Origin of the sequence: Corynebacterium sp. HMSC076C10 (assembly GCF_001812455.1) — a bacterium.
Classification (GTDB): Bacteria; Actinomycetota; Actinomycetes; order Mycobacteriales; family Mycobacteriaceae; genus Corynebacterium; species Corynebacterium jeikeium_D.
The window spans coordinates 39,573-63,426 of sequence record NZ_KV809094.1 but is presented as its reverse complement, the minus strand read 5'-3'; the positions used below and the strand labels follow the sequence as shown (position 1 = coordinate 63,426).

The 23,854-nt window shown below is 59.6% G+C and carries 17 protein-coding genes; all 17 read right to left on the bottom strand.

What is annotated here, in order from left to right; translation table 11 throughout:
• Nucleotides 1-9 precede the first annotated feature (9 nt).
• Nucleotides 10-3,270: an isoleucine--tRNA ligase gene (ileS, locus tag HMPREF2857_RS01845; RefSeq protein WP_083310482.1), complete on the bottom strand. Its 3,261-nt coding sequence runs from the start codon at nt 3,268-3,270 to the stop codon at nt 10-12.
• Nucleotides 3,271-3,690: 420 nt separating this feature from the next.
• The gene (locus tag HMPREF2857_RS01840; RefSeq protein ID WP_049170271.1) at nt 3,691-4,704 is read right to left on the bottom strand and encodes a DivIVA domain-containing protein; all 1,014 of its coding nucleotides are present in this window, start codon (nt 4,702-4,704) and stop codon (nt 3,691-3,693) included.
• Nucleotides 4,705-5,102: 398 nt separating this feature from the next.
• Nucleotides 5,103-5,402: a YggT family protein gene (locus HMPREF2857_RS01835; RefSeq protein ID WP_048731166.1), complete on the bottom strand. Its 300-nt coding sequence runs from the start codon at nt 5,400-5,402 to the stop codon at nt 5,103-5,105.
• Between the two features lie 63 nt (nt 5,403-5,465).
• Nucleotides 5,466-5,987 (bottom strand): cell division protein SepF, encoded by a 522-nt coding sequence (sepF, locus tag HMPREF2857_RS01830; protein ID WP_048731168.1) that lies wholly within the window; start codon nt 5,985-5,987, stop codon nt 5,466-5,468.
• A 122-nt stretch (nt 5,988-6,109) separates the two neighbouring features.
• Nucleotides 6,110-6,832 (bottom strand): peptidoglycan editing factor PgeF, encoded by a 723-nt coding sequence (pgeF, locus tag HMPREF2857_RS01825; RefSeq protein ID WP_016422995.1) that lies wholly within the window; start codon nt 6,830-6,832, stop codon nt 6,110-6,112.
• A gap of 6 nt (nt 6,833-6,838) precedes the next feature.
• Nucleotides 6,839-8,146, bottom strand: coding sequence for a cell division protein FtsZ (ftsZ, locus tag HMPREF2857_RS01820; protein ID WP_016422996.1), 1,308 nt, complete (start codon nt 8,144-8,146; stop codon nt 6,839-6,841).
• Nucleotides 8,147-8,413: 267 nt separating this feature from the next.
• On the bottom strand, nt 8,414-9,190 hold the full coding sequence (locus tag HMPREF2857_RS01815) for a cell division protein FtsQ/DivIB (RefSeq protein WP_070603087.1): 777 nt from the start codon (nt 9,188-9,190) through the stop codon (nt 8,414-8,416).
• A 4-nt stretch (nt 9,191-9,194) separates the two neighbouring features.
• On the bottom strand, nt 9,195-10,688 hold the full coding sequence (murC, locus tag HMPREF2857_RS01810) for a UDP-N-acetylmuramate--L-alanine ligase (protein WP_070642435.1): 1,494 nt from the start codon (nt 10,686-10,688) through the stop codon (nt 9,195-9,197).
• Between the two features lie 13 nt (nt 10,689-10,701).
• On the bottom strand, nt 10,702-11,874 hold the full coding sequence (gene murG / locus HMPREF2857_RS01805) for an undecaprenyldiphospho-muramoylpentapeptide beta-N-acetylglucosaminyltransferase (protein WP_070603082.1): 1,173 nt from the start codon (nt 11,872-11,874) through the stop codon (nt 10,702-10,704).
• Nucleotides 11,875-11,878: 4 nt separating this feature from the next.
• On the bottom strand, nt 11,879-13,687 hold the full coding sequence (ftsW, locus tag HMPREF2857_RS01800) for a putative lipid II flippase FtsW (RefSeq protein WP_070642432.1): 1,809 nt from the start codon (nt 13,685-13,687) through the stop codon (nt 11,879-11,881).
• Entirely contained in the window at nt 13,680-15,158 is a 1,479-nt protein-coding gene (murD, locus tag HMPREF2857_RS01795) for a UDP-N-acetylmuramoyl-L-alanine--D-glutamate ligase (protein WP_070603078.1), read from the bottom strand. Before murD ends, ftsW begins: the two co-directional genes overlap by 8 nt.
• Nucleotides 15,155-16,261 carry a phospho-N-acetylmuramoyl-pentapeptide-transferase gene (gene mraY, locus HMPREF2857_RS01790; protein ID WP_016423002.1) on the bottom strand — a complete coding sequence of 369 codons (1,107 nt, stop codon included), beginning with the start codon at nt 16,259-16,261 and terminating at the stop codon, nt 15,155-15,157. Before mraY ends, murD begins: the two co-directional genes overlap by 4 nt.
• Entirely contained in the window at nt 16,262-17,788 is a 1,527-nt protein-coding gene (murF, locus tag HMPREF2857_RS01785) for a UDP-N-acetylmuramoyl-tripeptide--D-alanyl-D-alanine ligase (RefSeq protein WP_070642429.1), read from the bottom strand.
• Between the two features lie 132 nt (nt 17,789-17,920).
• Nucleotides 17,921-19,495 carry a UDP-N-acetylmuramoyl-L-alanyl-D-glutamate--2,6-diaminopimelate ligase gene (locus HMPREF2857_RS01780; protein WP_070642428.1) on the bottom strand — a complete coding sequence of 525 codons (1,575 nt, stop codon included), beginning with the start codon at nt 19,493-19,495 and terminating at the stop codon, nt 17,921-17,923.
• Between the two features lie 138 nt (nt 19,496-19,633).
• Nucleotides 19,634-21,544, bottom strand: a complete 1,911-nt coding sequence (locus HMPREF2857_RS01775) for a peptidoglycan D,D-transpeptidase FtsI family protein (RefSeq protein WP_070642425.1) — start codon at nt 21,542-21,544, stop codon at nt 19,634-19,636.
• 341 nt (nt 21,545-21,885) lie between these two features.
• The gene (locus tag HMPREF2857_RS11175; RefSeq protein WP_070642423.1) at nt 21,886-22,701 is read right to left on the bottom strand and encodes a cell division protein FtsL; all 816 of its coding nucleotides are present in this window, start codon (nt 22,699-22,701) and stop codon (nt 21,886-21,888) included.
• A 64-nt stretch (nt 22,702-22,765) separates the two neighbouring features.
• A complete protein-coding gene (gene rsmH, locus HMPREF2857_RS01765) occupies nt 22,766-23,806 on the bottom strand; it encodes a 16S rRNA (cytosine(1402)-N(4))-methyltransferase RsmH (protein WP_070642421.1) in 1,041 nt (346 codons plus the stop codon).
• Nucleotides 23,807-23,854 lie beyond the last annotated feature (48 nt).

Here is a 23,854-nt window from a genome sequence, read left to right as displayed (position 1 = left end):
TACTCTCCCCTACTGCTTGGCAATATCCGCCGAGCAGCCGTCCGCCACGTCGTAGCTCAGGGACTCTCCGCCAGCGACGACCTCGAAAGCAGTTGCGAGAACCTCGCGGGCGATGAGGTCAGCGTGGCGGTTGGCCCACTCCTCACGCTCGGCCGGCACCTGCAACTTCACCGAAATGCGGTCGGTGACCTCAAGGCCAGCGTTCTTGCGGGCATCCTGCAGACCGCGGATACGGTCAGCAGCCCAACCGCGGGACTCCAGGTCCTCGTCGAGCTCAGTGTCGAGCACAACCAGGCCATTGACGCCGTCGACCTCAGCGGTGGAATCTGGCGAGATCGCGACCAGGTTGCGGGTGTACTCACCCTCCTGCAGCGGAATACCATCGGCGACAACCGTGCCGTCGACAACCTCATAGTTGCCAGACTTCACAGCCTTAATGACCTTCTGGACGTCCTTACCCAGGCGCGGACCGGCTACGCGAGCGTTGACGGAGACCTCGAATCGTCCCACCGAGTCCACGTCGGAGGTGAACTCCACCTTGTCGACGTTGACCTCGGAGGAAACGATGTCGGTGTACTCACGCAGACGCTCGGCATCCGGGAATGCCAGGGTCAGCTTCTTCAGCGGCAGGCGGTTACGCAGCTGGTTGGCCTTGCGGATGCGCGATGTTGCCGAGCAGACATTGCGGACAATGTCCATGGACTCAACGAGTTCGTCATCGGTCGGCAGCTTGTCGACGTCCGGCCAATCCTCCAGGTGCACCGAGCGGCCGCCAGTGAGCGAGCGCCAGATGACCTCGGTGGCCATCGGCAGCAGCGGAGCAGCCACGCGGGTGAGAACCTCCAGCACCGTGTACAAGGTATTGAAGGCCTCTGGGTGCTTGACATCGCCGGCCCAGAAGCGGTCGCGGGAGCGGCGCACGTACCAGTTGGTCAGTGCGTCACAGAACTGACGGACCTCATCGGTGGCAGAAGCAATGTCAGTGTTGTCCAGGCACTCAGTAACAGCACGGACGGTTGCTGCAAGCTTGGCCAGGATGTACTTGTCCAGGATGTTGTCGGAGTCTACCGACCACTCGGCCGGTTTGGAAGCGTAGAGCTGCAGGAACGAGTATGCGTTCCACATCGGCAGCAGCGCCTGGCGCACGCCCTCGCGAATGCCCTGCTCGGTGACAATCAGGTTGCCGCCGCGCAGAATCGGGCTGGACATGAGGAACCAGCGCATGGCGTCGGAGCCGTCGCGGTCGAAGACCTCGTTGACGTCCGGGTAGTTGCGCTTGGACTTACTCATCTTGTTGCCGTCATCGCCCAACACGATGCCGTGGGCGACGACCTTCTTGAACGCCGGGCGGTCAAACAGTGCAACCGACAGGACGTGAAGCAGGTAGAACCAGCCGCGGGACTGGCCGATGTACTCCACAATGAAGTCGGCCGGTGCGTGGGACTCGAACCACTCTTTGTTCTCGAACGGGTAGTGGAACTGCGCAAACGGCATGGAACCGGAGTCGAACCAGACATCCAAGACATCCGGGACGCGGCGCATCATGGACTTACCGGTCGGGTCGTCCGGGTTCGGGCGAACCAGCTCGTCAATCTCCGGGCGGTGCAGTGTGGTCGGGCGAACGCCGAAGTCCGCCTCCAGCTCATCGAGGGAACCGTAGACGTCGACACGCGGGTACTCGTCGTTGTCGGAAACCCACACCGGAATAGGCGATCCCCAGTAGCGGGTACGAGAGATGTTCCAGTCACGTGCGCCCTCGAGCCACTTGCCGAACTGACCGTCGCGGACGTGCTCCGGCATCCACTCAATCTCGTTGTGGTTGAGCTCCACCATGCGCTCGCGGATCTTGGTAACGGACACAAACCAGCTCGGCAGTGCCATGTAGATCAGCGGCTCGCCCGAACGCCAGGAGTGCGGGTAGGAGTGCTCGATGGTGCGGTGCTGGACGACGCGGCCAGCGGCCTTCAGGTCACGGATGATGTCCTTATTGGCGTCAAAGACCAACTTGCCCTGGTACTCCGGCACCTGCGAAGTGAACTTACCGTCCATGTCCACCGGAATGATGACATCAATGCCGTATTCATTACAGGTGTTCATATCGTCTTCACCGAAGGCCGGCGCCTGGTGGACCACACCAGTACCGTCCTCGGTGGTGACATAGTCGGCCACCATAATCTGGAAAGCGTTCGGGTGATTTGCGAAGTAGTCGAAGATCGGCTGATAGGTCAGGCCTTCCAGGTCAGCACCAGCGAAGGTAGCCACGACCTCGTGTTCCTTGCCCAATTCCTTGGCGTAGGCACCAATCAGCGCTTCTGCCAGCAGGAAGTTCTTACCTGCAAACTCCGGCACGGAGGAATCCTCGCCGACCTTAACTACGGCGTAGGTGACCTTCGGGTTCACGGCCAGACCAAGGTTGGACGGCAGCGTCCACGGCGTGGTGGTCCATGCGATAGCCGCAGTGTCAGCGAGCACCGGGTTATCCGCCAGCGTCTTCTCCGCTGCCGAGCCTGCCTTGGCGCCGGTGAACGGGAAGGTCACGGTCAGCGTCGGGTCCTGCCGCATCTTGTAGGAGTCATCCAGGCGGGTCTCCTGGTTGGACAGCGGGGTGTGCTCTGCCCAGGAGTACGGCAGCACGCGGAATCCCTGGTAGACCAGGCCCTTGTTGTAGAGCTCCTTGAAGGCCCAGATCACGGACTCCATGTAACTCATGTCCATGGTCTTGTATCCGCCGTCGAAATCAACCCAACGCGCTTGACGAGTGACATATTCCTTCCACTCGCCCGCGTACCGCAGCACCGACTCAGCGCAGTACTTGTTGAAGTTAGCCAGACCCATTTCCTCGATCTGGCCCTTGTCCTTAATACCGAGCTGCTTCTCTGCCTCCAGCTCAGCCGGCAGACCATGGCAGTCCCAGCCAAAGACGCGACCAACCTGGTAGCCACGCATGGTCTTGTAACGCGGAACAATGTCCTTGACGTAACCGGTCAGCAGGTGACCGTAGTGCGGTAGACCGTTGGCGAACGGCGGGCCATCATAAAAGACGTATTCGTCAGCACCATTACGCTGATCGATAGAGGCCTGGAAAGTGCTGTCCTTGCCCCAGTACTCCAGAACCTTTTCCTCCAGTTCCGGAAACTTCGGGCTGGAGGTGTACTTACCAAAGTCAGCAGTGCGCGGATACGCGCCACCTGCCGGAGTGGCCTCAGCAGAGGCATTTACATCGTTCGAATTAGACACCGTTTCTACGTCACTTCCGTGGTCGAACATCATTAATACTCACCACGGGGACGCATGCCTAGCCCCTTCAGCGTTGTTACTGGTGACGCTGAAAAGGAGTCTCGCGCGGTACCACCCCGCTTGGCATCACGCTTTACGACGGTTCTTGCGAACAAGAACCATGCGGCTTCACGCGATAGCCCGCTTATTTAATAAGGCTTTGTAACGGTGCCAAACCGTTCGGTTCTACTGGGCCCATTTTCTACTGGACTGTTCTTCCGAAACGCTCCCCGGTGATGGCCGGCTCATTGCGCGTATGGGTGTCAGTATAGCAGTGTCTCAGGCAACTACTACAACCCTGACCGGAACAAAGAATGCGATTGGTTCACAGGGAAAGATAGCAAAAACCACCGCGCTCTGCCTCCCCTCCCTGGGGAGCCGAGCGTGGTGGTTTTCTACGTGTTGGCTACGTAATTAGTTGTTGTAGCCGTCGGCCGGGGCAGCCGACTCGCGAGAGTTCAGGTCGTCGAGCTGGGACTCCAGGAAGGTCTTCAGGCGAGTGCGGTACTCGCGCTCGAAGATGTGCAGCTCCTCGATGCGCCCCTCCAGAGCGGTCTGCTGCTCCTTGACGGTGGTCATGATCTCGTGGTGCTTGCGCTCTGCATCGTCCTGCAGCGCGGTTGCCTTCTGCTGCGCTGCGGTGATGGTGGCGTTAGAGCGAGCGTCTGCGTCGCTGATCATCTGCTCGCTGCGCTGGCGAGCGTCAGTGAGGGTCGACTCAGACTCGTTACGGGCATCAGCCAACAGCTGCTCACTGCGCTTCTTGGCATCAGCCAAAGTTGCTTCTGCCTCATTGCGAGCGTTGGTGATAGTGCGCTCGGCCTCTTCATTGGCCTCTGCCACGGTGCGGTCAGCGTTTTCACGAGCCTCGGTGACAAGCTTGTTGGCCTCAGCGTCGGCGTCAGTGGTGACGCGATCAGCGGTGTCCTGAGCAGCCTGCAGGATACGAGCAGCGCGGAGGCTAACTTCCTGCGACTCGGTGCCGGTGCTTGCTGCAACTGCCTGCGGCTGCTCCGCAGCTGCGGAGGAAGCCTGCTGTGCAGAAGCCTCTGCCTCAGAAGCACGCTTCTCAAGAGCATCCAGACGATCCTGGTAGTGAGCCTCAATCTCCTGCTGCTGAGCGCTCAGGCGCTCGTTGTACTCAGCGCGCAGCTCCTGCTCAATTTCCTTGCGCAGCTTGTCCTCATCGACAGCCGGCGCCGCAGCGGCAGCACCGGAAGCAGCGTAGTCTGCGCCGCCACCCTGCTCTAGCTGACCCTCAAGGTCCTCAACCCGCTGGCGCAGCTCAGCGTTTTCATCCTGGAGCTCACCCAGTGCGTCCTCCACGAGGTCGAGGAACTGATCGACCTCGTCCTCGTTGTAACCACGCTTGCCAATCGGAGGCTTGCTGAAAGCCACATTATGCACATCAGCCGGAGTCAACGGCATGGTGAGTTCCCCTAACACTTTGAGCGGACAGTTCTTAAGAAATCTTAAGAGAATTATTTCCAGTAGTACTGTTTACCCGGCCAATCCTACCTGCTCTAGTCACAGTCCTCACCCCATTTATTTTGGGCAGGACTCTATCCCCCACGTTCTAACCAATGGCAAAGTTCTAGTAAAACGTTAAACCTCGCCCTTACCCTGCACCTTTAGCCACAGAACTTTACCCCCGACACAATAAAAACCCATTGGGGATTACAATCCCCAACGGGTTCCTATTGTTGCCCCCGATTAACACCCCCGGCGGCAATTCAATGCCCGAGAACATCGCATTCGGGACAGTCAAAACAACACAGCTCCACCGAAATCCACATTGTGGATCCCAAGCAAACAGTTAGCGATATTTACGCCACCGCGCCGAGAGCTACCTGCAGCACCATTCGCAGAATCATAAGGATGAAGAACAAAACAAGCACAGACATGTCCACCATCACGTTGCCCATCGGCATAGGCGGGATGAGTCGGCGCAACAGCTTCACCGGCGGGTCGGTAATGACAAAAACAACTTCGCCAATCGACGAAAACACCCTGCCTGGTCGCCAAGAGCGAGAAAATGACTGAATCATTTCAATCACAATGCGAGCCAACAGCAGATAGGTGAAAAGCTTCAGCAGGATTAGCAGAACTAGCAGTAGTGAAGACACGAATAAACAGTCTAGCTAATTAATCGAAATACGAAACACTAACAAGCCATGCGAGCCGGCTGACTAGCCGGACATCCGGTCGAACTGGCCCTCGTTGACATCGCAGCCATGCGGGTACAGGGTGAACACGGAGCCGTCAGCCTTGATTCGACCGCGCAGACCGAAAACCAGTCCAGCAACGAAGTCGACGTAGCGCTTAGCCTCAGATGGGTCAAGCTCACTCAGATCGAAGGTGACAATGTCACCGTCGCGGAAGTGCGAACCGATGTCCGGAGCCTTGGAGTACTTGTCCTGGAAACCACTTTCCGGCTTGATGAAGACCTGCTCCGGTTCCTTGGTCTCAGCAACGGAGTGCAGGTTGCCGTAGCGGTAGTCCTCCTCGCGGGAGTTCACACTTGCAGTCTCACGTGGAGCCTCTTCGCGCAGCTCGTAGCGGTGGCGCTCCGCACGACGCGAGTCGGCATAGGAGTCATCAAAACGCTCCTCGTCACGGCGGTCAAACTCGTCGTAGTGCTCGTCGTAAGCCGCGTCATCAGTCGGGGTAAGACCGAAAAAATTTGAAACCCCACGGAAGAAATCAGCCATCTTCTGCTACGTCCTTCTTAGTGTGCGAATTTAAGTCTGTGCTACCCACAACCTACCGGCTGGGTTGGCAATATCGCATAGACACGCGCAAATTTGGCGCGCCAAAATTACAACTTTGAAACTTAGCCCTGCTCAGGCAGGATTACGATGCCCGCCTGACGGCCAGTCTTCCCCTCCCGCCGGTAGGAAAAGTACTGCTCATTTTCAATAGTGCAGCTGGGCTCGACATTGACATGCCGTACACCGAGGTCATAGAGCTGACGCATCAGGCCGGCGCGCACGTCGACACCGGCAGTCCCCTGCTTCGTTCGCATCTTCGCTCCGGGCAAATGCTTATCGACGTCATCGGCCATCGACTCAGGCACCTCGTAATTGTGGCCAGAAGCCGCCGCACCGAGAAGCGCATGGATATTCTCGGGCGTGGCACCGAGCTCAATCATCTTCTCGACAGATTTACGAACGATTCCGTTGCGGGCACCGGTCCGCCCTGCGTGTACCGCAGCGGCGACACCCGCATAATCGTCGGAAAGCAAGACGGGAACGCAATCGGCAACGAGCACTACCAGCGCGAGACCCGGCGTGGTCGTGACGATGGCGTCGGTAGCCGAGACAGGCTCAGTTTGTGGTTCGTTGACGACGGTGACCGTGTTGGTGTGAAGCTGCTCCATGTAGACGAAGCGGGCACGGTCGATTCCCAGAGAATCGGCCAAGCGCTGGCGGTTGCGTTCGACTGCGGACGGGTCATCGCCGACATGATCTCCAAGATTGAAGGAATCATATGGTGGCAGCGAAAACCCGCCGCGCCGATTCGTCAGAATTTTTCGGCTGCGGCGGGATTCAGTCATGATTTCTTAGAAGCCCCACTCCGGCAGGTCACTGGAAGCCTGGTAGCCGCCACGACGGTCGTCGCGGTCATCGCGGTGAGCACCACGGTAGTTGCGGTTTTCCTGCGTACGCGGTGTCGGGTTATCGGTGAACAGACCACCGCTGTTCGGGTTGGTGCGCGGGACAAAGCGGTCGCGATCCTCACGCTCGCGCGGCTGTGCGACCGGGCGCTCTTCCTCCACACGCGGGGCCGGAGCGCCGAGGTTGTCACCGCCCGGCAGTGCGCTGCCCTGTCGCGGTGCCTGCTCAGCGGCCGGACGCGCCTCGGCATCCTGTGCAGCCGGACGTGCAGCGGCACCTGCAGCTGGCTTGTCCAGCGGGTTGCCGTTACCCTGCTCAAAACCGGTAGCAATCACAGTGACGCGAACTTCGTCACCGAGGTTGTCGTCGATAATGGTACCGAAGATGATGTTGGCATCCGGATCAGCCTTTTCCTCCACGATGGACGCGGCGGCGTTGACCTCCATCAGGCCGAGATCGGAGCCACCGGCGACGGAAATAAGCACACCCTGTGCACCATCCATGGTGGACTCCAGCAGCGGGGAGTTAATGGCCTGAGTCGCGGCATTCATCACACGGTCGTCGCCGCGTGCGGAGCCAACGCCCATCAGAGCCGAGCCAGCCTCAGCCATTACCGAGCGGACGTCGGCGAAGTCGACGTTAATCATGCCCGGAATGGTAATCAGGTCAGTAATACCCTGGACACCGTTGTAAAGAATCTCGTCGGCAAAGCGGAACGCGTCCATCATGGACAGATCCTGCTCACCAATCTGCAGCAGACGCTGGTTCGGAATGGTGATAAGGGTGTCACAGACCTCCTTGAGGGTTTCAATGCCCTCGGCGGCCTGGCGCGCACGGCGCTTGCCCTCAAAGTCGAACGGCTTGGTTACCACGCCGACGGTCAGGGCACCGGACTTCTTGGCGATGCTCGCGACAACCGGAGCTGCACCGGTACCGGTTCCACCGCCCTCACCTGCGGTAACGAAGACCATGTCGGCGCCCTTGAGGGTCTCTTCAATCTCGTCCTTGTGGTCTTCCGCGGAAGTGCGGCCAACCTCGGGGTTAGCGCCAGCTCCCAGGCCACGAGTTGCCTCACGCCCAATGTCGAGCTTGACATCAGCGTCGGAGAACATCAGGGCCTGCGAGTCGGTGTTGACTGCGATAAATTCGACACCCTTCAGCCCCTCCTCGATCATGCGGTTGACAGCATTGACGCCACCGCCGCCGACACCGACGACTTTGATAACGGCGAGGTAGTTATTCGGGGAGGTCATTGCGCGTTTCTCGCCCTTTCCTATAGGTCCTAAAAATTTCATCTAGCCACGTTGCACATGGGCCGCACGACAGCATTGGCACCGCCGGGCAGTACAGCTCTCCATGACACCGCACGGAAGAAGTGCATCATGGCCGAAAAGCTGTTGACCCCATTGTGGTCGAAAACTGCAAATAATTCAGCGACCTTTTAGCGCGTGTCGCTACCTTAAACCTGCACTTGAGGGATAGTGTTTAGCCACAGAAATCACTCCAGACACCACCATTCTCTACTCTCCCTTAGCAGCGGGTAGTCGGGGGTTGGAGACATTCCAAATCTTCTCGCCACGGTTCAGCACAATCTCCGTCGCGCGTGCCTTTTCTGCCGCATTATCCGAGGACCCGAAGTACACCTCGTATCCATCGGTCAGAAATAGCTTGATTTCTGCCTCGGAAGGCGCGCTAATCCGCTCCACACGGTGTACGACGGGCTCCGGCAACGCCTTGACGACGTTCAAAACCGCCTTGATAACGCGCGGTTCGGGGTCAACTTTGCCGTCTGTTGGCTCATCCACACGAGGTGCATCAACAACCTCGATGACACCCGGCGGCGGGGCTGCCGTGACGAACTCCTGACCATTTGCGGAAAACAGATGCTCTCCGTCAGTGGCACGGACAAACACCACCGGGGTGAATTCCCGTACCGAAATAGTCACGCCCTGCGGCCACGAACGACTGACCGTCACGCTATCGACCCACGGCTGCCCCGCCACGGAGCGCGCTGAGGCATCCGTGTCCAAGCGAATGAGCTTTTGATTCTCGGAGATACCACTGGCCTCGACAATCGCGTCTTTATCCCCGTGGACGACGCCCTCAACATCGATGTTTTTCACAACCAGCCACGGCGAAAACCACACCACCGCTGCAACGATGGCGATAATCGCGACCAGGCCACCGCCGATGAGCCAGCCGCGTCGCGGGGCGCGCGCTGAACGCCGACGCCGCGACGCTGTTGTGCCCCGGCCTGCACCGTCGGTCTGCTGAGATTGCTTTCGGCTGGTTTTCACAGTGCTACGACTCCACCTGTTCGTCGTTGTCTCCGCTGAGCTCGCGCACGATTTCGTCGGCAAGCATCGTCACAGAGCCAGCGCCGATGGTCAGAATGACATCGTCCGGTTCGGCGATTTCGCGAACGCGAGCCGGGACGCTGGTGAAATGCGGCTCATACGTCACAGGGATGGTCATTTTGTTGGCAATGAGCGCGCCGTCGACGCCCGGCAGTGGCTCCTCGCGGGCGCCGAAGACATCGAGCAATACGGCCTTGTCCGCCAGAGACAGGGCGGCAGCGAACTCGTCGGCAAAGTTGCGAGTACGCGAGTACAAGTGAGGCTGGAACACAGCGATGACCTTGCCATGACCGGCCTCGGTGACCAACTCCCGAGCTGCGCCGAGAACTGCGGAGACCTCGGTCGGGTGATGCGCGTAGTCGTCGTAGATACGAGCGCCAACAAATGGCCCCTCGCCGATACTGCCGTGGTAGTCAAAGCGGCGACGGACACCGGTGAATTCACCGAGACCGCGCGCCATACGCCCCAAATCTGCCCCGACGCAGTCGCCACCGACCATTGCAGCCAGCGCGTTGAGCGCCATGTGACGGCCGGGCTGATGAAGTTCAAACCTCACCGATGTCGAGCCAACAGTGGCCTCCACGCGGGCACCACCACCGACCGGAGTCCAGCCGTGCAAAACGGCACCGACCGGCAGCGTCGGGTGTTGAGCCAAGGCTTCTTCCCCACCATAAGCCAGCACGTTAATGCCGCGCTCCACCGCGCGCTCGCCCAATGCGGCCGCATGCGGATCCTCAGCACAGATGACCAGATGACCGCCATCCTTAATGCGCTCTGCAAAAGCGTCAAAGACGGCGTAGTAGGTCTCGTCGTCACCGAAAAAGTCAAGGTGATCGGGCTCGATGTTGGTAATTACGGCCACTTCCGGCTGGTAGGTCAACAACGAGGCATCCGACTCATCGGCCTCAGCAACAAAGACATCGCCACTGCCCTGGTGAGCATTGACACCGGCCTTGCTCATCAGACCGCCAACGGCAAAAGACGGATCCAAACCAGCTGCCTGCAAAGCGGCGACGGTCATCGATGTAGTCGAGGTCTTGCCGTGAGTACCGGCGATCAGGAGAGCCTTGGAGTCCTGCATCAACAGCGCTAACACATCGGAGCGTTTGAGCACCGGAATGTCCAGCTCATGTGCACCGGCCAGCTCCGGATTCGTCTTCGGGATAGCAGCGAAGGAAATGACCACTGCGTCCGGCAGCTCTCCCTCGCCAGCAAGCTCGAGATTCGCACGGTCATGCCCAATGGCGATGGTGGCTCCCATCGCACGTAGTCCCACCACCGCGCGGGACTCCTTGACATCGGAACCGGTAACACGAATGCCACGCGCCAACAGGATGCGAGCGATACCGGACATACCGGCACCGCCAATGCCAATCATGTGGACACTTGCGGGCAGCTCTCCCGTTACCGGCTGAAAGTCATCGAAATTAACGTTCATGTTTATGCTCGCTTTACTTCTTAGAGTTCACAGCCGCAGACAGCACCCGACGGGCGATGTTCTCCGCAGCGTTACCATGTCCAATGTTGGCCAGGGCGCGGCGCCCGTCGGCAAGCTTTTCTGGGGACGTGACCAGCGGAATCACGATATCCGAAACTGATGCCGCAGTCAGCGACTCGTCGGCGATGAGAATACCGCCACCAGCATCGATGACATCGGTGGCGTTGAGCGCCTGTTCCCCATTTCCGTGTGGCAGCGGAACGTACACCGCAGGCAAGCCGACAGCTGAGACTTCAGCCACCGTCATCGCACCGGAACGGCACAAAATCAGGTCGGCGGCGGAGTACGCCAGATCCATCCGGTCGATGTACGGCACAGCGACATAGGGGGCGTCCTCGCGGATGGACTCGACCTCGACGTGATTCTTCTTGCCGTAGGCATGCAGTACAGATACACCGGCGTTGGCGAGCTCTGCGGCTGCACCGGTAACAGCTTCGTTGATGGAACGTGCCCCCTGCGAACCACCGGTGACAAAGAGCACCGGTCCCTCCTGCGGTAAACCGAAGAACTCGCGGGCTTCGGCACGCTTGGCGTCGCGGTCCAACGCCGCGAGACTGGCACGCACGGGATTGCCAACGACCTCGGCCTTCAGGCCAGAGCCAGTCACGGCGGCCAAGCCGACGCCCCCGAGTGCGACACCGAGCTTATTGGCCAGGCCCGCACGGGCGTTGGCCTCGTGAACCAGGAACGGAATCTTCTTCCCCGCACGGCACGCCATGTAGGCCGGTGCCGATACGTAGCCACCAAAGCCGATGACCGCATCAGCGTCAATGCGCTTGAAAACCTTGCGGGTCTCACGCACCGCACGAGCGACGTTGAGAGGCAGCTTGAACAAATCCGCAGTCGGCTTGCGCGGCACCGGCACTGGCGGAATCAGCTCCAGGTCATAGCCTCGCGCCGGTACGAGGGTCGACTCCAACCCCCGATTCGTACCGAGTGCAATGACGCGGGCATCCGGCTGCAGTTTCAAAATCGCATCCGCTACTGCCAGTGCAGGTTCGATATGGCCAGCCGTACCACCGCCGGCCACCACAATGGTCGGAGCAGAGCCATCTTCCTTGAGAAACTGCTCAGACTCCGAAGCGCCTTTCGCCCCAGCGGCTGCGCCCAGATTCTTGTCTGCCATGGTGTTATCGATTCCTCCTCCGCGGTGCTGAACCGCCGTTCCTATTGTTTCGGCCCGGGCGCTGGCGCGAACGCGACTGTCCGCCACGGCCTTCGCCCCGAATCCTACTGCCCCGGCCTGAGCTTGACGACGACCAGGAGCCCTGTGACCGTCCAGCCCGCGGCGACCTCGCTGTAAATCCCCGCGTCCGTCCGTTGTCACTGCGAGGGGAATAATCCACTTCGCGGCCACGAACGCTGCCCGAGTTTCCGGAGCTGCCGGAGGTTCGGGAGCCACGCTGCGGGGCGGCACCTCGACCACTGCGGCTGCCTCCACTACGGCCGGGCCGATTGGGTCGGTCAGCTCGGCCACTGTAGGTTTCCCGCACCTGCGCCCCCTCGCCGCGTGGAGTACGCGCTCCACTGGTCACCACGGGAGGACCGAAGCGTTGCGGATCGCGATGGGCACGCACCTTCGGCGCGTGGCGACGCGATTCGTCATACGGGATTGGTTCCGGAATACCCAGGAACCTGTCCAGCCCCGGACGTCCCGAAGTCTGCATTGCAGAGACTGCCTCCGATTCGTGGCGGGCACATGTGGCCAGCAGACCCATCGAGAACAACGTCACCATCGCCGATGTACCACCGGCGGAAATCAGCGGCAGCTGCAGACCAGTCACTGGCAACGCACCAACGACGTAGCCGATGTTGATGAAAGCCTGCACCACGGTTGCAGCAGTAATCGTGCCCGCGAGCAGACGGAGAAACGGATCGTTCTGGCGACCGGCGATACGAAGTCCCACCCAGCCGAGCGCTGCGTAGAGCAAAATAACCATCAGCGCGCCGAGGAAACCAGTCTCCTCACCGATAATGGCGAAAATGAAGTCATTCTTCGCCTCCGGTAGGTATCCCCACTTCGCGCTCGACTGACCGAGACCGACACCGGTGAGAGATCCGTCGGCAAGCGAAAGAAAGCCCTGGTAGGACTGGTAGGCATCTCCCTGCACATCGTTGAAGTTACCGAGCAGCGAGTCCAAGTAGACCCTGATTCGCGCCGAACGGAAACCCGCGGTGACGGTAAAAATCACCAGGGCGAAAGCCGCAGCGGCAAGCAGCCCGGTGATGAATACTCGCGGCAGGCCAGCAAACCACGCCAACGCCACCACGACGAACGCCATGGAAGCAACCATGCCGAGGTCACGCTGCAGCATCACCAGTGCCAATATCACGAAGCTGACCGCACCGAACAGCCCGAACAAATCGGTATAGGACACAGCGGTGCGGACCTTTTCAGCCAGCAGCTTCGAACCCCACAGTGCCAGCGCAATCTTCGCGATTTCTGATGGCTGCATGGTGATACCACCAATACTCAGCCACGAACGCGCACCGGTTTCCTCCAGGCCGATGCCGATACCAGGGATAATCACCAAAACCAGCAGCACAAAGGACAAAATCAGCGCTGCTGTCGATAGCGAGCGAATCAATTCCACCCGCATTCGCAGCACGATCCACATGGAGATGAGACCCGCCACCACCATGACCAGCTGACGGATGAACACCGACCACACGCTGCCCGAGTCATTACCCGCGCTGGCCATGGATGCCGACAGCACCATCACCAGTCCGATTGACGTCAGCAGCGCGACGATAATCATCAGTAGGTGGTAGTCGAACAGCGGACGCGACTTCCAGTCGTTAAAACGCTCCACCCACGCCGGCCGCTCTCGAGCACTAGAGCTTGACGACGAGGGCCGCTGTGAACTGGTAGCCTTCGTCCCCTTTTGTGCCGTCGCGGCGCTAGCGCTTAAATTACGAGCCTTGCGGGAGTTATCCATCAGTTGACGTCACCTTCTGCGCCCATTGCGCGAACAAGTCGCCACGTTCAGCCATTCCGGAGTACATGTCCAAGCTGGCGGCAGCTGGTGCCAACAGCACCACATCCCCAGGGTTGGCATATTCACTAGCTGCCATACAGACCTTTGCCATGGCATCGACCTTGTCAGTGTCATCAATGACAACGACCGGCACAGCAGGTGCGATGCGGGAGAGCGCATCGCTGACTAGTTGCCTATCGACGCCCAGAACCACGGCGGCCTGCAGGCGATGAGCATGCTTCGCCACTAGCGGCGAGATTTCCGCGCCCTTGAGCTGACCACCGACGATCCAAACGACACGCTCATGACCGGACAGTGCAGCGTCGGCAGCGTGGGGGTTGGTGGCCTTGGAGTCATCAATCCACACGACATCATTTGCCTTATGGACAATCTGACCGCGGTGTGCGCGAACTTCGAAAGTCTCCAATGCCGCTGCAATTTGCTCCGGTGAGGTACCGATACTGCGCGCCATCGCAGTGGCGGCCACCGCGTCGAGAACACCTGCCCGGCCGGGAGGAGAAATTCCCGCTACCGGTGCGATGACAATGCCCGGACCAGAGTCGTCAGCTGCGGCATCGCCGCCGCCAAAAGCGCGGTCGACAATCATGCCGTCGCGAACTCCGACCTGGTGTGCCTCCGGGGGACCATCGGTAAAGCCCACGACGGAGTTGCCGAGCTCGTCGTTTTTCAGCATCTTTTCCACGTGCTCGACGACATCTGCGTCATCCGCACCGTAGATTGCGACAGTACCGCGCAGCGCACGGGTCTTGTCCAGACCGTAGTTTTCGTAAGAACCGTGCCAGTCGATGTGGTCTTCCGCCAGGTTCAGCAGTACTCCCGCATCTGGGCGAATGTTTGGAGCCCAGTGCAGCTGGAAGCTGGACAGCTCTGCGGCCAACACCTCGATACGAGGCTCAGCAGTCAGTGCGTCGTACAGGGCCACACCAATGTTGCCCACAGGTGCGCCCTGTTCCCCGAGCATGGCGGCCAGCATGGAGGTGGTTGTGGTCTTGCCGTTAGTGCCGGTGACTACCAACCAGGTCCGTTTCGGACCCCACAGCTGGGCACAGTCGCCGGCGAAAGCCAGCGCCACATCACCGAATACCGGGACACCGGCCTCAGCGGCGGCGCCGAACAGCGGACTGGTCGGACGCCACCCCGGGGAGGTCACGATCGCAACCGCGTCGGCAAGCTCGTCGCGAGCGTCTGCGGTTGTGACATGCCGAACCGAAAAGTCAGCGGCAACCAGTGCGCCGAGCGCGGAGTCGTCCACGACGACAACTTCCGGACAGCCGATGTCCTTGAGCATCGCAATGGCACCGCGACCGGAAACTCCGGTTCCTGCCACCAGAACTCGACCAGAGCGCACCGTAGCGACTAAGTCGAGATTTCGGATATCGGTGAGGTTGGTCGGGTCTGGTGAGTTAATCATTGAAATACGCCTACCTGAGAGAGCCAGTCACTGTAGAAGATGGCTGCGCCAATCATGTTGAAAATGCCTGCGAGTAGCCAGAAGCGAACGACAACAGTTGTCTCCGCCCAACCTCCGTTTTCGAAGTGGTGATGGAGAGGAGCCATGCGGAATACGCGCTTGCCAGTCGTCTGGAAAACCGCGATCTGGATTGCCACGGAAGCAACTTCCATCACGAAGATGAAGCCAATGATAACCATCAGCAGCTCAGTCTTGGTGACAAATGACAGACCCGCTACCAAACCGCCAAGAGCCAACGAACCGGTATCTCCCATGAAGATCTTTGCCGGCGCTGCATTCCACCACAGGAAGCCCAAGCAGGCGCCCAGACCCGCGACGGAAATAACGGCGATATCCAGTGGATCTCGGACGTTGTAGCAACCGCTACCCAACGAAGCCTCGCAAGAGTTACGGAACTGCCAGAAGGAAATCAGCGTGTAGGTGGCCAGTAGCAGTGCGGTGGCGCCAGCGGCCAGGCCGTCAAGGCCATCAGTGAGATTGACGGCATTCGTCCATGCGGCAATGACGATGAAGACAAATACCAGGAAGACAATCATGCCGAACCACACAGGCCCCGGTGCCAGATTCAGGAACGGAATATCTCGAATCAGCGACAAGCTCGTCGAACCGGGAGTCAAGCCAGACGCATCCGGGAACTGCAGCAGCAGCACGCCGAAAATCAGCGCTGCCGCCAGCTGCCCAACCAGCTTCGCTGTCTTGTTCAGCCCCAGGTTGCGTCCTTTGTAGAGTTTGATGAAGTCATCGGCAAAACCCAATGCGCCCATCGCCAGAACAAGGAACATCACCAACAGACCGGAGGCGGACGGCCCCACGCCAGTCTGGATATACGTAACGAGGTGTGAGAGGAAATAGCCAGCGACGATTGCGGCGATGATGGCGATGCCGCCCATAGTCGGAGTTCCCCGCTTGCGCAGGTGGCTCTTCGGCCCTTCTTCACGGATCTCCTGGCCAAGACCTTCAGCAGAGAATTTGCGAATAAGCACTGGTGTTAAAAAGACACTCACCAGAAATGCAATCGCACCACTGAGAATAAGTTGAATCACTTACTTTTCCTCTCCGCTTTCACCTTCGGGCGTAGTCCCAACCTTGGCAGCCAGCGAGTCCGCGACCCGCCACATACCGTCCGCATAGGAGGCCTTGACTAACACCACATCGTCCGGACGCACCTCGGCCGCCACCAAATCCGCGGCAGTGGATGTATCCGGCACCCTAGAAGTATTTAACCCCAACTCTTCCGCTTTGTCGGCCAGGGCATGCACATTAGAACTCTCTCCGACTGCAATTAGTCGATCGATGCCGCGGCCCACAAGGTACTCGCCAAGCGACGAGTGCTCATCTTCAGCGGAATCGCCAAGCTCACCCATCTGTCCAAGCACCGCCCACGATGAGGCGTCCTGGTGCGTTGGGCCAGCTGCTGTACGTGCCAGAGCGTCAATCCCCGCACGCATCGAATCAGGGTTGGCATTGTAGGAGTCGTTAATAACGACGATATTGCCAGTGAGCTGCTGGACATCCATGCGCCGCTCTGACGCTGCCACATGCGCGGCCATCGCCTTTGCGACCTGCTCAGCATCAATACCGGACTCCACTGCCACCGCAATCGCCGCCAGGGCATTGGCCACTTGGTGCGCACCATAGACCTGCAGTTGGATCGGGAATGTACGCCCATCCGGTACATGCAGGTCAAAAGATGCACGAGCAAAATCATCGAGCTGCACATTCGTGGCGCGGTAATCCGCGGTTGCGTGGCGTTCGGAGTTCTCATCGGCAGAGAAGAACACCACCTTCGCCTGGGTACGCGGAGCCATGCCAGTGACGTAGTCATCGTCGGCATTGAGTACGGCCACACCGCCCTGCTCCGCAGCCGGCAGCGCTTCCACGAGCTCGCCCTTAGCCTGCGCGATTACCTCGCGCGAGCCAAACTCACCAAGGTGCGCCGTGCCAACATTGAGCACCGCACCGATCGTCGGTGGCGCGATGCGCGCCAGGTGGGCCACATGCCCAATTCCGCGTGCGCTCATCTCCGCAACCAGGTACTTCGTCTCCGGAGTGCACTGCAGCACCGTGTACGGATGCCCAATTTCGTTATTAAACGACCCCTTCGGCGCCACCGTCGGACCGTCGGTACGCAGCAGCGTCGCCATCATGTCCTTCGTCGACGTCTTTCCCGCCGAACCCGTCACACCGACGACATGCAGCTGATCCTTCTTCAGCTCGTCGACGACGTAACGCGCCAACTTACCAAGCGCTTCCAGCACCGCCGCCCCGGAACCATCCGGATCGTGTGCAAATGCGTCGGCATTGGAGTCCTGCTTACCAAGAGGCTTGACGACGACCGCAGGTTGCCCAACATCTCGTGCCGCCAGTGCCATCGGCGCTCCAGCTGCTACAGCCTGATCGATGAAGTCGTGGCCGTCGACACGCGCGCCCGGCAGGGCGAGGAAGAGCGAGCCTTCGCGAATCTTTCGGGAGTCGAATTCTGCGGGCTGAGTCACTGTGGCGTCATCATTGACGTGGGCGAGTTCACCTCCCACGATGTGAGCGATTTCCGCGGCGGTCAGGGCAATCATGATGTCTATAGTCCTTGTTGGTTAGAGTTCCAGGCGCCTAGTAAAGGATGATTTCTTGATTTTATTCGCCTACCGCGAATGGTTCGCGGTAGGCATGTCAGGTGGTGCGCTTCCTCAGCGATTTCAGCAATCTCAATCAGCGGATCCCTCCAGTCGCTGTGTGAGTGCTTCGGCCAGCTGTTCACGGTCATCGAACGGGTGAATTACGCCACCGATATTCTGGCCGGTTTCGTGTCCCTTGCCTGCCACCACGATGCTGTCGCCGCTGTGGGCGAGCTCGACGACACGGCGAATTGCCTGGCCGCGATCGCCGATTTCCTCAACAACCGTGTCAGAACTGGCCTTGCCGCTGGCAACCGCTTCCTTCGCACCGGCGACCACGGCCGCACGGATTTCAGAGGGCACCTCGGAGCGTGGATTGTCATCGGTGATGATGACGACATCGGCACCGCATGCAGCCTCGGCTCCCATAATTGGACGCTTGGCACTATCGCGGTCGCCACCGGCGCCGACGACAACCAGCACGCGACCTTCGGTCTGTGCACGCAAGGTGGCCAACACTTCAGCTACTGCGGCTGGCTTGTGGGCATAGTCCACCACAGCCAGGAAGTCCTGTCCGCGATCGATGCGCTCCATGCGGCCTGGCACACGCACCTGTGCCAGACCGCTCTTGGCCGCGTCATTGGCATGCCCAATCGCATCGAGCACAGCCCATGCGACTGCGGCATTGGCAACGTTGAAAGCACCCGGCAGAGGAACTTCCACCTCAACTGTGTCAGTGTTGTTTCGCGTTAGCTCCACATGCTGGACACCGTTAGTGGCGACAGTGGCTGCAGCGGCGTGCCATTCTGCAAAGACCTCGGCAGCTGGCGTCTTGTCGGTTACGCGATGCTGAGTATGGACAGTGGTGACTTGGACATCCGGGTCGCCGGCAGCGATATCTGCCATGCGGACACCCCAGTCGTCGTCGATGCACACGACAGCCTTCGGTGCATGTGTCGGACCTGCCGGATCAAAGAGCTTGGCCTTGGCTTGGAAATACTCTTCCAAGGTCTTGTGGAAGTCCAGGTGATCCTGCGAGAGGTTGAGGAAACAGCCGACGTCGAAACTGACTCCGTCTACACGCCCCAACGACAGTGCGTGAGAAGAAACCTCCATGACAACGTGCGTCACACCTTCGGAGAGCATCTGGTGGAACAGGCGCTGGAGGGCCGGAGCCTCTGGGGTAGTCAGGCTCGACGGAACGGCACGGCCATTGATGCGCGTGCCGGTAGTACCAATGATGCCTGTCGAGCAGCCAGCTGCCAGCAGCGCGCCCTCCAGCATGTAGGTCGTGGTGGTCTTGCCAGAGGTGCCGGTAACCCCAATGATGGTCAGTGAATCCGAGGGGTGATCGTATATTTCTGCAGCAACGTGCCCCATGACGCCCCGGACATCGTCGACAACCAGGACTGGGCGCGTCTCCCCTGCTTCCCGCAGGATTTTCAGACCTTCCTCATCAGTCAGGATCGCTGTAGCAGCCGACTGCTGCGCGTAGCGCGCACCGTGCGTGCGAGTACCTGGGACGGCAGCAAACATTCCGCCTTCAGGCACTTCGGCAGCGTTGAGTTCGATCGCGGCGATATCCGCTCCTGCCGCCGCGGATTCGGTAATGCCGTCAAGTCGGCCATGCGCGAGGTTACACAATTTCGCAAGGGTGGCGGTCATTGGCTGTTCCCTCTTTCAAGTCAGTCGTTGGTGTACAACAGGTTGGAAAAATTCAAGAGATTCACTTTGCAGAAACCAAAGTAATAAAAGTCTGTGTATTAGTGCTGTCGCGGTAACTTCATTGTGGTGGTGACCTCGTTACGGCTGCAGCAACAACTTGCCCTCGCGGGGTGGCGACGGCGGTAAGTTGTAGCGGTTAAGCGCCCAAGCGGCGATGTCCTTAAACAGTGGGGCCGCTGACTGGCCGCCGTCACCATGGACACCACGCTGGGGTTCGTCAAGCATAATGCCAATGACGAAACGGGGATCGTCGGCAGGCGCGATGCCTGCAAACGTGATGTGGTACTTGGAATTCGAGTACGCGCCGGTGTCGGGGTCAAACTTCTGCGCCGTACCTGTCTTGCCTGTGAGCGAGTATCCCTCAATACTATTGCCGGCCGCGGTACCCGACTGCTGCCCCGTGGGATCAGACTGCATAACGCCTTCAAACATAGCGCGCACAGTTTGGGCGGTCTCCGGGCTAACCACACGCACTGTTTCCGGGCGCTCTGTTGCCGTCTTCGTGCCGTCCGGGGAAATTGTCGAACGAATCATACGCGGCGGGATGCGCTCGCCATCGTTGGCGATTGCCTGGAAAACTCCTGTCATCTGCAGCAGTGTCATGGCCATACCCTGACCAATGGGCAGGTTCGCAAATGTACCGCCGGACCACTGCGGACGCTGTGGCACAAAGCCGGACGATTCACTGGGCAACTCGATACCCGTGGACTGCCCCAGCCCGAAGAGATGCAGCATCTCAGCGAAGCGGTCCTGACCCAAACGCTCTGCCAGCATTAGGGTGCCGACATTGGAGGACTTGCCGAATACACCGGTCGTCGTGAAAGCTTCCGTGCCGTGCTCCCATGCATCGCGCACGGTGACACCCGCCATATCAATCGTGCCCGGGACCTGCAGAACCTCATCCGGTGTGGTCTTGCCATCTTCGATAGCGGCCGCGGCGGTAATGATCTTTGCTACAGAGCCCGGCTCAAATGGGTTCGATACAGCGGAGTTTCCGATAGTGCGCCCCTCTTCGAGCTCGGCCCCCATATCCTTATTCGGGTTAGCCGTGTCCGCCTGCGCCATTGCAAGCACTTCGCCGGTCTTCGCGTCGAGCACGACTGCCGACGCATCCTTCGCTCCCGAGTTGGCCTTCGCCTGGTTGACCTGCTGCTGGACAAAGTACTGCATGTCGAGGTCCAGGGTCAGCTCGTAAGTCGTACCGTCCACAGCTGCGTGGACATCGCGCGTGGATCCCGGGATTGCCACACCGTTAGAGGCGATATCAATGGTCTTGCCACCGTTAATACCCTGCAAAGTGGCATCACGAGAGGCTTCAAAGCCGAACTGGCCGACGCCATCCATGCCAATCTTGCCGATGACGTTAGCCGCCGTCGCCCCATTCGGGTACTGGCGAATATCCTGACGCTCCGCCACCAGTTCCGGATACTTTTCCACGATGGCAGCGGCCTTGTCCGGGTCGACATTACGCACGAGCACCTCATAGGTGCTGTCCTCATTGCGCAGCTTCTCCAGAATGTCCTTCGAGCTCACCCGGGACGGCGCGCTCATCACCGAGTTCTCCTCGGTTTCGGGTTCCGCTTGACGACGGCGACTGCTTCCCGACTTCTCCGCGTCGATGTCGGCCACGTCGAGTAGCTTCGGCAAATCCTTGGCGATCTGCTCGAGGCGTTCATCGTAGGTAGCGACATCATCCGGGCGCTGCTTATGGGCGTCCCCAATCCACTTGCGCAAAGTGTTCGGGTGAACGGTAATACTGCGTGCCTCCATAGTGAAGGCAAGCTGAGCTCCGTTACGATCGAGAATCGCACCGCGCCGAGCTGCATCAACAACTTCCACCGTGCGCTGATTCTGCGCCGCCGCCGACAGGTCAGGACCTGCGACGAGCTGCACCCAAGCCAAACGGGAGACCAGCACTACAACTGCGATAGCGCCTATAAACTGCAGCCAGTTGCGACGTCGGATGAAGTCCTTATTACTAATGCGCATTTTTTCGCGCGGGGGCACGCTTCGGTTGGTTTTAGCATCGAGCCCCCGGCTGCGCTGACCATCCCGAACGCGACTTTGGCCTCTGCGCTCACGGGATGTAATTCGGTAAGCACGTTCGCCGAAGTCATACCCCCCTCCACGGTTGGGGTAGTCGTCTTCAGATCGAATCATGCGCTAGTGCTTTCTACTAAGTCGATTCTCCCGCGCGCGATAACGTTAGGCGGTATTCCCTGCCATCGCGAGTACTGAATTAATTAGTCTACAGTCGCCTGACCAGAAACAGTGGAACCGCCAGAATATCGGACAGTTGGCCAGTTTGGCCGTGTTTGTTTTCTAAGTTCCTACGGTGCTGGAGCTGGCTCGGGTGCCGGAGCTTCCGGTGCTTCCGGCGCCGCGGCTGGCGCTTCTGGGGCTGGCGCTGGCGCTTCAGCCTCAGGCGCGGGTGCCGGAGCCGGCGCAGGTGCTGGTGCGGGCTCATGGTTCTGCGGCGCATACGGAGCGGTTGCCGGCAACCCGTTCGGACGTGGGTGCGCTTCCTCAATGGCCGGTGCCTGCATCCCCGGAACATTCTCGGTGTCCTTCGGGTTCGACGACGGCGCATGCGGAACATTCGGCGACTCACTGTTGAGGTCGATAATCTTCTGTTGCTTCTCATCGCCCGGTCGCACTTCCACGACCTTGCCTTCCGGATCAGTCGTCAAAACGGCAGGCTGCTCCGGATTGACCATGCCCTCTTCCACAGCACGCTGCGCGATAGCACCGGTTGACTTCATGTAAGCAACATCCCGCTCGAGCACCTCCAGCTGGTTACGCAGCTCCTTTTCCTTGGTCTGCGCAGCATCCAGCTGCAAGGATGTCGAGGTCGAAATACCCGACAGCCACATCGCCGCCACGATTCCGGCAACGACGAGAATGATCATCACGGCCGCACCGGCAAACTTGTGGTTATCCCTCGAGGACGTCGTAACGCGACGCCCACGCACCGAGATGACCTGCTGAGAACCTGTGCGCCCAAACCGCCGGCGCTGATAAAGATCCTGTTTCGTGCGGGCGCTGCGACCGCGCTGACGAGTCTTCGTCTTGGCACCGGCGACGGTTGCAGATGCGCCGCGGGAGGTGCGCCGGGTGGAGGCGTGCTCCGTGATTGTCGTTGCCATGCTCGAAAGTTCTCCCAGTACTTAGATCGTTAAGGGTGCGTTTGGTGCGGTTGAAAGGTTTGGGTCAATCGGCTCGAATCCGCTCGATACAGCGAACTCTCACCGGTGCGGCTCGGGGGTTGTCTTCGATTTCGCTTGCCGACGCCTTCTCCGCACCTCTCGTGATGAGAGCAAAGTGCGGTTCATGCCCCGGAAGCTCCATCGGGAGCCCCGGTGGGGTTGTCGACTTCACGCGCTCCGCAAAGTCCTTCTTGACGATGCGGTCTTCCAGACTCTGGTAGCTCATGAACACTGCACGCCCATCGACTGCGAGTGCATTGCAGACCTGTGGCAGTACATTTTCCAGAGCTTCAAGCTCACGATTTACCTCGATACGAAGAGCCTGAAACGTACGCTTGGCCGGGTGTCCGCCCTTGCGGCGAGATGCCGCCGGAATGGTTTCGTAGAGCAGCTCGACCAGACGACCGGAGGTCGTAAACGGTTCCTTCTCCCGCTCACGCAGGACTGCCGAGGCGATCTTGCCGGCGAAGCGCTCGTCGCCGTAAGTCGATAGGATGCGCGCGATATCACCGTGCGAATAGGTATTGAGCACATCCGCTGCGGTAATCCCCTGGCTTGCATCCATGCGCATGTCCAGCGGGGCGTCGACTCGGTAGGCGAATCCACGATTGACTTGGTCAAGCTGCATCGAGGAAACACCGAGATCGAAAAGCGCACCTGCAATGCCCTTCTCAGCGGCGCGGGCGAGAATGTCCTCCGCGCCACTTCCACCAGCGGCTGCAGGAATCTCACCACTGAGCACCTCGGCGAGCGAATCGAAACGCACACGGAAGGCTACAAAGCGATCACCGAAGCGCGCGAGACGTTGTTCTGCCCCTCGCAATGCATTGTCATCGCGATCGAGTCCAACAACGCAGAGCTTCGGGAACTGCTCCAACAGGTATTCCGTGTGTCCACCGGCACCAAGAGTGCCGTCGACAACTACTGCATCGTCACCCAGTGCCTCGATGCCCGGGCGCAACAAATCAGTCACTCGATGAAGCAAAACGGGGACATGACCAAACTCGCCGGACTTGCGATCATCCGCAGGTACCGATCCGTTCATTTCCCCTCCTCACCGGGTATGTTCGCACTGGTCAGAGAATCTATCGAG